Annotated in this window: 1 protein-coding gene (running past one end of the window); it reads left to right on the top strand. The window is 76.9% G+C overall.

What is annotated here, in order from left to right:
* Positions 1 to 17 precede the first annotated feature (17 nt).
* A protein-coding gene (locus ABZ809_RS15325; RefSeq protein ID WP_357563126.1) for a type I polyketide synthase crosses the window boundary here: on the top strand, positions 18 to 14,405 show its beginning. The gene runs 16,269 nt beyond the window's last position; 14,388 of the gene's 30,657 nt are visible here — the first part of the coding sequence; it begins with the start codon at positions 18 to 20; the stop codon falls past the right edge of the window.

Below are 14,405 nucleotides of genomic sequence, written 5' to 3'. Positions count from 1 at the left end.
CACGTACGGAGAACATGATGTCTACGCCTGAGAACAAGGTCGTCGAGGCTCTTCGCGCTTCGCTCAAGGAGACGGGTCGACTCAAGCAGCTCAACCAGCAGCTGACGGCGGCGGCGCGCGAGCCGATCGCCATCGTCGCGATGTCCTGCCGGTACCCCGGCGGCGTGTCGTCACCCGACCAGCTCTGGGACCTCGTCGCCGCCGGCGGGGACGCCATCGGCGGTTTCCCCGCCGACCGGGGCTGGGACCTGGCCGACCTGACCGGCTCGCAGGACGGCCAGGCGGCCCGGTCGGCCACCCAGCAGGGCGGCTTCCTCTACGGTGCGGCCGAGTTCGACGCCGACTTCTTCGGCATCGCCCCGCGCGAGGCCAAGGCCATGGACCCGCAGCAGCGGCTGCTGCTGGAGACGTCGTGGGAGGCGTTCGAGCGCGCCGGCATCGCCCCGTCCTCCGTACGTGGGCAGAAGGTCGGCGTGTTCGTCGGCACCGCCGCCAACGGCTACGGGGTCGGGCAGCAGGGTGAGGCGGACGGCGCCGACGAGGGCTACCTGCTCACCGGCACCGCCACCAGCGTCGTCTCCGGGCGCATCGCGTACGCGCTGGGGCTGGAGGGGCCGGCGGTGACCGTCGACACCGCCTGCTCGTCGTCCCTGGTGGCGCTGCACCTGGCCTGCCAGTCGCTGCGGCAGGGCGAGTTCGACCTGGCGCTGGCCGGCGGCGTCACCGTGATGGCCACCCCCAGCGCCTTCGTCGGTTTCTCCCGCCAGCGGGGCCTGTCCTCCGACGGCCGGTGCAAGTCCTTCGCGGCGGGCGCCGACGGCACCGGCTGGGCCGAGGGTGTCGGCCTGCTGCTCGTCGAGCGGCTCTCCGACGCCCGCCGCAACGGTCACCAGATCCTCGCCGTGGTGCGGGGCAGCGCGATCAACCAGGACGGCGCGTCCAACGGCCTGACCGCCCCGAACGGGCCCGCGCAGCAGCGGGTCATCCGGCAGGCGCTCAGCAACGCCCGGCTCACCGGCGCCGACGTGGACGCCGTCGAGGCGCACGGCACCGGCACCACCCTGGGCGACCCGATCGAGGCGCAGGCGCTGCTGGCCACCTACGGCCAGGAGCGGCCCGCCGACGACCCGCTCTGGCTCGGCTCGATCAAGTCCAACATCGGGCACAGCCAGTCCGCCGCCGGCATCGCCGGGGTGATCAAGATGGTGCAGGCGATGCGGCACGGCGTACTGCCGGCGACCCTGCACGTTGACGAGCCGTCCCCGCACATCGCCTGGTCCTCCGGCGCCGTCTCCCTGCTCACCGGGGCGCGGCCCTGGCCGGAGCGGGACCGGCCCCGCCGGGCCGCGGTCTCCTCGTTCGGCATCTCCGGCACCAACGCCCACGTCATCCTGGAACAGGCCGCCCCCGTCGAGCCCGACGGCGCGGCCGAGCGGGACGTCGTCCCCGGCACCACCACCGGCCTGCTCACCGCGCCGGTGACCCTGTGGCCGCTGTCGGCGCGCTCCGGTGCGGCGCTGGCCGCGCAGGCCGGGCGGCTGGCCCGGTACGTGCGGGAGCACGAGGGTGTGCAGCCGGCGCGGGTGGCGTGGTCGCTGGCCACCACCCGGTCGGCGTTCGAGCACCGGGCCGGGGTGGTCGGCGCCGACCGCGACGAGCTGCTGGCCGGGCTGGACGCCCTCGCCGCCGGCCTGCCCGCCGCCGGTCTGGTCACCGGCGTCGTGGCCGAGCCGGGCGAGGGCCCGGTGTGGGTCTTCCCCGGCCAGGGCGCCCAGTCCGCGGGCATGGCCGCCGGCCTGATCGGCGCCAGCCCCGTGTTCGACGCCGCGCTCGCCGAGTGCCAGGCGGAACTGTCCAGATGGATCGACGTCGACATCGTCGCGGTGCTGACCGGCACCGACGAGTCCTGGCTGGACCGCTCGGAGATCGTGCAGCCGGTGCTCTTCGCCGTCGCCGTCGGTCTGGCGCGGCTCTGGCAGCACGCCGGGGTCACCCCGCAGGTGCTCATCGGTCACTCCCAGGGCGAGATCGCCGCCGCGTACCTCGCCGGGGTGCTCAGCCTGGCCGACGCGGTGAAGGTCGTGGCGCTGCGGGCGCGGGCGCTGACGGCGGTCGCGGGTGTCGGCACGATGGCCGCGCTGGACTGCTCCGCCGAGGAGACCGCCGCGCGGCTGCCCGAGGGCGTGAGCATCGCCGTGCACAACGGCCCGCGCGCGGTCGTGGTGGCCGGTCCCCGGCAGGCGCTCACCGAGCTGGTGGCGGCCTGCACGGCCGACGGGATCAAGGCCCGGGTGCTGGCCGTCGACTACCCCTCACACTCCCCGGCCATGGGAGAGATCGCCGACCGGGTACGCGCCGAGCTGGCCGGGATCACCCCCCAGGCCGGGCACACCCGGATCGTCTCCACGCTCACCGGCGACTGGGTCGACGGCACCGGCATGGACGCCGACTACTGGGTCGAGAACCTGTGCCGGCCGGTGCTGTTCGACACCGCCGTCCGGGTCGCCGTGGCGGCCGGGCACACCGCGTTCGTGGAGGTGTCGCCGCATCCGGTGCTGGGCCCGCCGCTGACCGCGATCCTCGACGACGCCGGCGTCACCGGCCAGGTGCTGGGCACCCTGCGCCGCGGCGACGACGCCGCCGTCCGGCTGCTGGCCAGCCTCGCCACCGCGCACGCGTACGGCCTGCCGGTGGACCTGCGTGCGGTGCTGGCCGCCGCCGAACCGTTGACCGACCTGCCCACGTACGCCTTCCAGCGGGAGCGCTACTGGGCCGACCGGCAGCCGCCGGCCGCCTCCGGTCCGGTCAGCCCCGACGTGGTGGACGTCGAGTTCTGGTCGGCGGTGGACCGCGCCGACGTCACCGCGCTCGCCGCCCACCTGGACCCCGCCGACCTCGACGTCCTCGCCCCGGCCCTGCCCGTGCTCTCCTCGTGGCGCCGGGCCCGGGTGCAGCGCGCCGTGCTCGACGGGTGGTCGTACCGGGTGGTGTGGAAGCCGGCCGCCACCAGCCCGGCCGCGGTCGCCGGCAGCTGGCTGGTGGTGTGCCCGACCGGCACCCCGCTCGCCGACGAGTGGGCCGACCTGATCGACGCGGCCGTCACCGCCGCCGGGGGAGAGGCGCGCCGGCTGGCCGTCGACCCCCTCGACGCGACGCGGCAGCAGCTCACCGACCTGCTCGCCGGCCACCGGGACGCCCCGCTGACCGGCGTGGTCTCGCTGCTCGGCATCGACGAGCGACCCCACCCCGACGCCCCGACGGTGCCCGTCGGGGTGGCCGCCACCACCCGGCTGGTGCAGGCCCTCCAGGACGGCGCCGTCGCCGCGCCCCTGTGGTGCCTGACCCGGGGCGGGATCGGCACCGACCCCGGCGAACCGGTCGCCAGCGCCGCCCAGGCCGCGGTCTGGGGCCTGGCCCGGGTGGTCGGCCTGGAACACCCCCGGCAGTGGGGCGGCCTGGTCGACCTGCCCGCCCAGGCCGACCCGGCCGGTGCCGACGCGCTGCTGCGGGTCCTCACCGGGGCGGGCGACGAGGACCAGTTCGCCGTACGCCCGCATGGCACCTTCGTCCGCCGGCTGGCCCGGACCACCGCCGGCCCGGCCGGGCCGGTGACCCGCTGGCAGCCGCGCGGCACCGTGCTCGTCACCGGCGGCACCGGCGCGCTCGGCGCGCAGGTGGCCCGCTGGCTCGCCGCCGACGGCGCCGAACACCTGGTGCTCACCAGCCGGCGTGGCCCGGCCGCCGCCGGCGCCCAGGAGCTGGCCGACGAGCTGACCGCGCAGGGCGTACGGGTCAGCGTGGTGGCCTGCGACATGGCCGACCGGGAGCAGGTCGCCGCCCTGGTCGCCGGGCTGGACGACGTCGCCCCGCTGAGCGCGGTCGTGCACGCGGCCGGCATCACCCAGCTCACCCCGCTTGTCGACACCGACCTGGGCGTCCTCGACGAGGTCATCGCCGGCAAGGTCGCCGGCGCGGTGCACCTCGACGCGCTGCTCGGCGACCGGCCGCTGGACGCGTTCGTGCTCTTCTCCTCCATCTCCGCGGTCTGGGGCAGCGGCGGGCAGGGCGCGTACGGGGCCGCGAACGCGTACCTCGACGCGCTGGCCGCGCAGCGCCGGGCCCGGGGACTGGCCGCCACCTCGATCGCCTGGGGCGCCTGGGCCGAGGGCGGCATGGCCACCACCGAGGAGGCCCGCCGGCTGCTCAGCCGCCGCGGGCTCAACCCGATGCAGCCCGGTGCGGCCCTGCTCGCCCTGCGCCGCGCCGTCGAGCACGGCGAGGCCTGCCTGACCGTCGCCGACGTCGACTGGACCCACTTCGCCCCGGCGTACGCCTCCGCCCGGCCGCGCCCGCTGCTCGACGACATCGCCGAGGCCCGCGAGGCGCTGCGCGGCCAGCCGGCCGACGAACAGGCCACCGACAGCGCCGGCCTGCTGCGGCGACAACTGCTCGCCCTGTCCCGCACCGAGCAGGACCGGCACCTCACCGACCTGGTCCGGGCGCACGCCGCCGCCGTGCTCGGCCACGACACCGACTCGGTGAAGGCCCGGCGCGCCTTCAAGGACCTGGGCTTCGACTCGATCACCGCGGTCGACCTGCGTAACCGGATCACCGAGGCCACCGGCCTGACCCTGCCCACCACCCTGGTCTTCGACTACCCCAACCCGGCCGCGCTGGCCGGGCACCTGGCCGCCGAGCTGCGCCTGCACGAGGTCGAGGCCGCCGGTGACCCGGTGCCGGTCGCGCCGGTCAGCGACGACCCGATCGTGATCGTCGGCATGAGCTGCCGCTACCCGGGCGGCGTCAGCGACCCGGACGGGCTGTGGGAGCTGGTCGCCGAGGGACGCGACGGCATCACCGAGTTCCGCACCGACCGGTACTGGGACCTCGACCGGCTGCTCGCCACCGACCCCGAGGCGCCCGGCCGCTCCGCGACCCGCGCCGGCGGCTTCATCGACGGGGCCACCGACTTCGACCCGGTCTTCTTCGGCATCTCCCCGCGCGAGGCCCTGGCGATGGACCCGCAGCAGCGGCTGGTGCTGGAGGCGTCGTGGGAGGTGTTCGAGCAGGCCGGCGTCGCCCCCGACGCGCTGCGCGGCAGCCGCACCGGCGTCTTCGTCGGCGCGTCCCCGTCCGGGTACGGCACCGGCGACGAGACCCGCGACCTCGACGGCTACCGGCTGACCGGTGGCGCGCACAGCGTCATCTCCGGCCGGGTCGCGTACACGTTCGGCCTGGAGGGCCCGGCGGTCACCGTCGACACCGCGTGCTCGTCGTCGCTGGTGGCGCTGCACCTCGCGGTGCAGGCGCTGCGTGCCGGCGAGTGCGACCTGGCCGTCGCGGGCGGCGTGAACGTCATGGTCACGCCCGGGGCGTTCGTGGAGTTCTCCCGGCAGGGCGGGCTCGCCGCCGACGGGCGGTGCCGGTCGTTCGCCGCGTCCGCCGACGGCACCGGCTGGGGCGAGGGCGTCGGGGCGCTGCTGGTGCAGCGTCTCTCCGACGCCCGGCGCGACGGCCGCCGCGTCCTCGCGGTGATCCGCGGCTCGGCCGTCAACCAGGACGGCGCGTCCAACGGCCTCACCGCGCCCAACGGCCCCGCGCAGCAGCGGGTGATCCGCCAGGCTCTCGCCGGTGCCGCCCTGACGCCGGCCGACGTGGACGCCGTCGAGGCGCACGGCACCGCCACCACCCTCGGTGACCCGATCGAGGCGCAGGCCCTGCTCGCCACGTACGGGCAGGACCGGCCCGCCGACCGGCCGCTCTGGCTCGGCTCGATCAAGTCGAACATCGGGCACACCCAGGCCGCCGCCGGTGTCGCCGGTGTGATCAAGATGGTGATGGCGATGCGGCACGGGGTGCTGCCGCCGACGCTGCACGTCGACGAGCCGACCCCGCACGTCGACTGGTCGGCCGGGGCGGTCTCCCTGCTGACCGAGGCCCAGCCGTGGCCCGCCGACGGTCGGCCGCGCCGCGCCGCCGTCTCCTCCTTCGGGGTCAGCGGCACCAACGCCCACGTGATCATCGAGCAGCCGGAGCCGGAGGCCGAGGGCGACGAGCCGGCCGCCGTGCCGCCCCCGCCGCTGGTGCCGGTGCTGCTCTCCGCCCGGGGCGAGGACGGACTGCCCCGCCAGGCGGCCCGCTGGGCTGACTGGCTGGCGGCCGGCCCGGCGCCGGAACCGCTGGACCTCGGGTGGTCCTCGGTGACCGCCAGGTCCGCCCTGGACCACCGGGCCGTGCTGCTCGTCGCCGACCGGGCGGATCTGGCCGCCGGGCTGCGGGCGCTGGCCGACGACGAGCCGTCCCGCGTCGCCGTGACCGGCCGGGCCACCGAACGCGGTCCGCTGGCGGTGCTGTTCTCGGGTCAGGGTGCGCAGCGTGCCGGCATGGGTGCCGGGTTGTACGGGTCGTTCCCGGTGTTCGCGTCCGCCCTTGACGAGGTGTGCGCGCAGCTCGATCCGCTGTTGCCGCGTCCGCTGCGGGAGGTGTTGTTCGCGGAGGCGGGCAGCCCGGAGGCGGAGCTGTTGGATCAGACGGTGTTCACGCAGGCCGGTCTGTTCGCGGTCGAGGTGGCGCTGTTCCGCCTGGTGGAGTCGTTCGGGGTCGTGCCGGACTACGTGGGTGGGCATTCGATCGGTGAGGTGACGGCCGCGCACGTGGCCGGGGTGCTGTCGCTGGCCGACGCGTGTGCCCTTGTCGCGGCGCGCGGCCGGTTGATGCAGGCCCTGCCGTCCGGTGGCGGGATGCTCGCCGTCGCGGCCGACGAGGCGGCGGTGCGGGAGTCCCTTTCCGGGTTCGCCGACCGGGTCGGCATCGCGGCCGTCAACGGACCCACCGCCGTGGTGGTGTCGGGCGACGTGGCCGCGCTAGATGATCTTGAGGTGTCCTGGTCCGACAGTGGCGTACGGACCCGTCGGCTGCGGGTCAGCCACGCGTTCCACAGCCCGCTCATGGAGCCGATGCTGGCGGAGTTCCGTGCGGTCCTGGACGGGTTGACGTTCGCGGCGCCGTTGCTGCCGGTGGTGTCGAACGTGACAGGTGCGCTCGCCGACGCGGACACGCTGTGCACCCCGGACTACTGGGTGCGGCACGTCCGCGAGGCGGTCCGCTACGCCGACGGGATCACCGCCCTGCGCGGCGCGGGCGTCGACACGTTCCTGGAGGTCGGCCCGCAGAGCGTGCTGACCGCCATGAACGCCGACCAGGTCCCCGCCAGCGCGCTTGTCGTCGCCGTGCAACGCCGCGACCGGCCCGAGCCGCGTACGCTGCTGACCGGCCTCGCCGAACTCTTCACCGCCGGGGTGCCCGTCGACTGGACCCCGCTGTTCGCCGGCACCGGCGCCCGCCGGGTCGCCCTGCCCACGTACGCCTTCCGGCAGGAACGCTTCTGGCTGCGCCCGGCCGGGCGTACCTCCGACGTCACCGGCGCCGGACTGGGCGCGGCCGGGCACCCGCTGCTCGGCGCCGCCGTGCGGCTGGCCGGCGAGGACGCCGTGGTGCTGACCGGCCGGCTGTCCGCGTCGGCGCAGCCCTGGCTGGCCGACCACGTCGTGGCCGGCACGGTGGTGGTCCCCGGCACGGCGCTGCTCGACCTGGCCCTGGCCGCCGGCGAGGAGCTGGGCGCCGCCCGGGTCCGTGAGCTGACCATCGCCGCCCCGCTGGTCCTGCCCGCCCACGGCGGCGTCCGCGTCCAGGTCTGGGTCGACACCGCCGACGCCTCCGGCGGCCGGGTGGTGACCGTCCACTCCCAGCCCGACGGCGCCCCCGACGGCGACTGGGTACGCCACGCCGAGGGCGTCGTGGCCGCCGCCGACCCGGCCGACGACGCCGGCCTCGGCCAGTGGCCGCCCGCCGGGGCGACCGAGGTGGACCTCACCGGCTGGTACCCCGCCCTCGCCGGGCACGGCCTGTCCTACGGGCCGCTGTTCCAGGGTCTGCGCCGGGCCTGGACCGGCGACGACGGCGCCGTCTACGCCGAGGTCGCCCTGCCCGTCGACGCTTCCGACGCCGGGCAGGGCTTCGGGGTGCACCCGGCCCTGCTCGACGCCGCCCTGCACCCGACCGGCCTGCTCCCCGCCGACGCGACGACCGGCCCGATGATGGTCTTCGCGTTCGAGGGTGTCCAGGTCCACGCCGTCGGCGCCAGCCTGCTCCGGGTCCGGCTGGCCCGGGCCGGCTCGACGGTGCGGCTGCACGCGGTCGACGAGACCGACAGTCCCGTGGTGTCGATCGACTCCCTGGTGCTGCGCGAGCAGACCGCGGCCGACCCGAGCGCGGCGGCCGTCGCCGCCCGGTCCCTGTTCGAGGTGAGCTGGCCCGCCGAGCCGACCACCCCCGTCGAGCTGCCCGCCGGCGACTGGGCGGTCCTCGGCGCCGCCGTCGCGGGCCTTGCCGGCGCCGCCGTACACCCGGACCTGGACGACCTGCTCGCGGCCGTCCGGGCCGGCGCCGGTGCGCCGGCGCTGATCCTGCTGCCGGTGCCCGCCGGAGCGGGGGACGCCCCGCCGGCCCAGGTCCGGTCGGCCACCGCCGAGACCCTGGCGGTGGCGCAACGGTGGCTCGCCGCCGACGAGCTCGCCGGCTCCCGCCTCGTCGTGGTCACCCGGGGCGCCGTCGCCGCCGTCGACACCGACCGGGTGACCGACCTGGCCGGCGCCGCCGTGTGGGGCCTGCTCCGGTCGGCGCAGTCCGAGCACCCCGACCGGATCGCCCTCGCCGACGTCGACCGGGACCTCACCGGCCCGGACCTCGCGCTGCTCGCCGGCGCCGGCGACCAGGTCGCCCTGCGCGCCGACACCGTGCGCGTGCCCCGGCTCGTCCGCGCCGCGCCCCCGGCCGCCGCCGCGCCGTCGGTGGGCGAGGGCACCGTTGTCGTCACCGGCGGTACGGGCGCGCTGGGCGCGCTGCTGGCCCGGCACCTGGTGTCGGCCCGGTCGGTGCGGTCCCTGGTGCTGGTCAGCCGCCGTGGCGCCGACGCCGGTGGGGCGTCGGAGCTGGTGGCCGAGCTGGCGGGGCTGGGTGCCGAGGCCCGGGTGGTGGCCTGCGACGTGACCGACCGGGACCAGGTGCACGCCCTGATCGCGGAGATCACCGCGACCGGCCGGCTGGCCGGCGTGGTGCACGCCGCCGGCGTCCTCGACGACGCCGTGCTGACCGGGATCACCCCCGAACGGTTGGCGTCGGTGCTGGCGCCGAAGGTGGACGCGGCCTGGTGGCTGCACGAGGCCACCGCCGGACTGGACGTCGACCTGTTCGTGCTGTTCTCCTCGATCGCCGGGGTGCTCGGCTCGCCGGGGCAGGGCGCGTACGCGGCCGGCAACGCCTTCCTGGACTCCCTCGCCGCCCACCGGCGTGACCTCGGCCTGCCGGCGGTGTCCCTGGCCTGGGGCAGGTGGGACACCGACACGGACGGGATGACCGCCGCCCTGAGCGGTGCCGCCCGCACCCGGATGACCCGCTCCGGCATCGACCCGATCACCGCCCCCGTCGGCATGGCACTCTTCGACGCCGCCGTCGCCGCCGACACCGCCACCCTGACCCCCGCGGTGATCGACCTGCGGGCGATGCGGGCCGCGACCGCCGCGACCGGCGTACCGCCGGTCCTGCGGGCCCTCGTCGGCGCCACGGCGACCCGCCGGCAGGCCGGCGCCGCCGCGGGCGGCTGGGCGCAGCGCCTCGCCGCGCTGCCCACCGACGAGGCCCGGGCCCAGGTCGAGACCCAGGTGCGCGCCCTGGTCGCCCAGGTGCTCGGGCACGGCAGCGCCGAGGCGGTCCCCGCCGACCGGGCGTTCCGCGACCTGGGCTTCGACTCGCTGACCGCCGTCGACCTGCGCAACCGGGTCAACGCCGCCACCGGCCTGCGGCTGCCCTCCACCCTCGTCTTCGACCACCCGACGCCCAGCGCCCTGGCCGCGCACATCCACCAGCAGCTCTCCGGGCAGGTCGTCGCCCACACCGAGGCGGTCCGCGCCGTCGGCGTCGACGAGCCGATCGCCATCGTCGGCATGGCCTGCCGCTACCCCGGCGGGGTGTCCTCGCCCGAGCAGTTGTGGGCGCTGCTCGTGGCCGGTGGCGACGGCATCGGCGAGTTCCCGACCGACCGGGGCTGGGACCTGGACGGGCTCTTCCACCCCGACCCCGACAACCCCGGCACCTCGTACGCCCGCCACGGCGGCTTCCTGGACGGCGCGGGTCGGTTCGACCCCGGCTTCTTCGGCATCTCGCCCCGGGAGGCCCTCGCCATGGACCCGCAGCAGCGCCTGCTGCTGGAGGCGTCCTGGGAGACGTTCGAGTCCGCCGGCATCGACCCGGCGCGGGTACGCGGCAGCCGCACGGGCGTGTTCGCCGGCCTGATGTACCACGACTACGCCTCGCAGGTGCAGGAGCTGCCCGAGGGCCTGGAGGGCTACATCGGCACCGGCAACTCCGGCAGCGTCGTGTCGGGCCGGGTGGCCTACACGTTCGGCCTGGAGGGGCCGGCGGTCACCGTGGACACCGCCTGCTCGTCGTCGCTCGTCGCGCTGCACCTCGCCGCGCAGGCGCTGCGGTCGGGGGAGTGCGACCTGGCCCTCGCGGGCGGCGTGACCGTGATGGCCACGCCGGGGACGTTCATCGAGTTCTCCCGGCAGCGGGGGCTCGCCGCCGACGGGCGGTGCAAGTCGTTCGCGGCGTCGGCGGACGGCACCGGCTGGTCGGAGGGCGTGGGCATGCTGCTCGTGCAGCGGCTGTCCGACGCCCGGCGGGAGGGCCGGCACATCCTGGCGGTCGTGCGGGGCACGGCGGTGAACCAGGACGGCGCGTCCAACGGGCTCACCGCCCCGAACGGGCCGTCGCAGCAGCGGGTCATCCGCCAGGCCCTGGCCAACGCCCGCCTGAGCACGCTCGACGTGGACACGGTCGAGGCGCACGGCACCGGCACCACCCTCGGTGACCCGATCGAGGCGCAGGCGCTGCTGGCCACGTACGGGCAGGACCGGGACGGCCGGGAGCCGCTGTGGCTCGGCTCGGTCAAGTCGAACCTCGGGCACACCCAGGCGGCAGCCGGGGCGGCCGGCATCATCAAGATGATCATGGCGATGCGGCACGGCGTCCTGCCGGCGACCCTGCACGTCGACGAGCCGTCGCCGCACATCGACTGGACGGCGGGCGCCGTCGAGCTGCTTACCGAGGCCCGGCCCTGGCCGGCGACCGGCCGGCCCCGCCGGGCCGCCGTGTCCTCGTTCGGGGTCAGCGGCACCAACGCGCACGTGATCATCGAGCAGCCGCCCGCCGACGCCCCGCCGGCCCCGGCCGGCGCGACGCCCGAGCCTGCCCTGCCCGCGCCCGTGCTGCTCTCCGCCCGCTCCGACGCCGCGCTGGCCGCCCAGGCGGACCGCTGGGCCCGCTGGCTCGCCGCCGACGAGACCCGCCGCCCGATCGACGTCGGCTGGTCGTCCGTCGTCAGCCGCGCGATCCTGGAACACCGCGCCGTCGTCGCCGCCGGCGACCGGGACGAGCTGCTCGCCGGGCTGCGCGCCCTCGCCGCCGGCTCCCCGGCCGCCGGGGTCGTCACCGGTACGGGATCCGCGCGCGGCCGGCTCGCCGTCCTCTTCTCCGGTCAGGGCGCGCAGCGCGCCGGGATGGGCCGGGAGTTGTCCGAGGCGTTTCCGGTGTTCGCCTCGGCGCTGGACGAGGTGTGCGGGCAGCTCGACCCGCTGCTGCCGCGGCCGCTGCGCGAGGTGTTGTTCGCCGCCGAGGGTTCGCCGGAGGCGGAGCTGCTGGACCAGACCGTGTTCACGCAGGCCGGTCTGTTCGCGGTCGAGGTGGCGCTGTTCCGCCTGGTCGAGTCGTTCGGGGTGGTGCCGGACCTTGTGGGCGGCCACTCGATCGGGGAGATCACGGCCGCGTACGTGGCCGGGGTGTTCACGCTGGCCGACGCGTGCGCGCTCGTCGCGGCGCGCGGCCGGCTGATGCAGGCGCTGCCGGCCGGCGGCGGGATGCTGGCCGTGGCCGCGCCGGAGGCCGAGGTGCTGGCGTCCCTGGACGGCCGCACCGACTCACTCGGCATCGCGGCCGTCAACGGGCCGACCGCCGTCGTCGTCTCCGGAGCCGTCGACGCGCTCGACGAGGTGCGGGCCACCTGGCAGGGGCGCGGCGTGCGGACGCGCCGGCTGGCCGTCAGCCACGCCTTCCACAGCCCGCTGATGGAGCCGATGCTCGCCGGGTTCCGGGCGGTCCTCGACGGGCTGACGTTCCGGGCGCCGCTGCTGCCCGTCGTGTCGAACCTGACCGGGGCGCTCGCCGACCCGCAGGAGCTGACCCGCCCCGACTACTGGGTCCGGCACGTCCGCGAGGCCGTCCGGTACGCCGACGGCGTCGCCGCCCTCCGGGACGCCGGCGCGGGCACCTACCTGGAGATCGGCCCTCAGAGCGTCCTCACCGCCCTGAACGCCGACCTGCTCGCCGAGGACGCCCTGGCCGTCGCCACGCAGCGGCGCGACCGCGACGCCGGGCAGGCGCTGCTGCACGCCCTGGCCGAGCTGCACGTCAACGGCGTCCCCGTCACCTGGACCCAGTGGTACGCCGGGACGGACCCGCGCCGCGTCGACCTGCCGACGTACGCGTTCCAGCACGAGCACTACTGGCTCGGCATCGGCCGCGCCCGCGCGGGCGACGTCACCGGCGCGGGGCTGGGCGCCGCCGGGCACCCGCTGCTCGGCGCGGCGGTCACCGTCGCCGGCGAGGACATGGTGGTCCTGACCGGCCGGCTGTCGGTCGCCACGCACCCCTGGCTCGCCGAGCACGTCGTCGCCGGCACGGTCGTCGTGCCCGGCACCGCCCTCGTGGAGCTGGCGGTCCGGGCGGGCGACGAGGTGGGCGCCTCCCGCGTACGGGAGCTGACCATCGCGGCGCCGCTGGTGCTGCCCGAGACCGGCGGGGTACGGGTGCAGGTGCGCGTCGGCGCCGCCGACGAGGCGGGCGGCCGGGGCGTGGCCGTGCACTCGCAGTCCGACGGCGACCCGGACGCCGGCTGGATCCGGCACGCGGAGGGCGTGCTGGATCCGGCGTCGGCCGACGAGCCGACCCTCGGCGCCTGGCCGCCCGCCGGGCTCGCCGAGGCCGACCTGGCCGGCTGGTATCCCGGGCTCGCCGAGCACGGCCTGTCCTACGGGCCGGTGTTCCAGGGGCTGCGCCGGCTGTGGACCGGCGACGGCGAGGTCTACGCCGAGGTCGCGCTGCCGGACGAGGCGGCCGGCGAAGCCACCCGGTTCGGCGTCCACCCCGCGCTGCTGGATGCCGCGCTGCACCCCGTCGGGCTGCTGCTCGCCGAGGAGGCCGGCGGGCCACGCGTGCCGTTCGCGTTCGAGGGCGTGCAGGTGCACGCCGCCGGGGCCCGCGTCCTGCGGGTACGGCTCACCCGGGCCGGCACCTCCGCGCGGCTGGTCGCGGTGGACGAGTCGGGCGCGCCCGTGGTGTCCGTCGACTCCCTCGTCCTGCGGGAGATGACGGCCGTGGCCGCCGCCGGCCCGGCGGCCCGGTCGCTGTTCGCCCTCGCCTGGCAGCCCGAGGACGTCGTCGGGGCCGACGGGACGCCCGGCTGGGCGCTGTTGGCCGCCGAACCGTACGAGGTGGACCTGCCGGCGTTCCCGGCCGTCGACGCGCTGGTCGAGGCGGTCGGCGCGGGCCGGGTCGAGGCGCCGCGCGCCCTGCTGCTGCCGCTGTTCGCCGCCGCTCCCGAGGCGTCCGTGCCGGACGTCGATGCCGAGGTGCCCGTGCCGGACGCCGTCCGCGCGGTCACCGCCGACCTCCTGGCCGCCGTGCAGACCTGGCTGGCGGCCGACGCGCTCGCCGACACCAGGCTCGTCGTGGCGACCCGGGGGGCCGTGGCCGCCCGGGACGGGGACCACGTCACCGACCTCGCGGGTGCCGCCGCGTGGGGCCTGCTGCGGTCGGCGCAGTCGGAGCACCCGGGCCGCATCGTCCTGGCCGACCTGGACGGCGACCTGGACGCGGGCGTCCTGGCCCTGCTGGCCCGGGTCACCGCCGATCCGGCCGCCACGGGCGGCCAACTGGCCGTCCGGGAGAGCCGCGCCTTCGTGCCGCGTCTGGTCCGGGCGCCGGCCGGGGCCGCGCCGGTCCTGGGCGAGGGCACGGTGCTGGTGACCGGCGGCACGGGTGCGTTGGGCGCGCTCGTGGCGGAGCACCTGGTGACCGGGTACGGGGTGCGGTCGCTGGTGCTGGTGTCGCGGCAGGGTCCGGCCGCCGCGGGCGCGGACGCGCTGGTGGAGCGGCTGTCGGCGCTGGGCGCGTCGGCGCGGGTGCTGGCGTGCGACGTGACCGACCGGGAGCAGGTGGCCGGGCTGGTCGCCGAGGTGACCTCGGCGGGCCGGCTGGCCGGGCTGGTGCACACCGCCGGCGTGCTCGACGAC

The sequence above is a fragment of the Micromonospora sp. NPDC047074 genome (assembly GCF_040643815.1).
Classification (GTDB): domain Bacteria; phylum Actinomycetota; class Actinomycetes; order Mycobacteriales; family Micromonosporaceae; genus Micromonospora.
The sequence above is the reverse complement of the archived record's forward strand: the minus strand, read 5'-3'. Positions and strand labels throughout refer to the sequence as shown.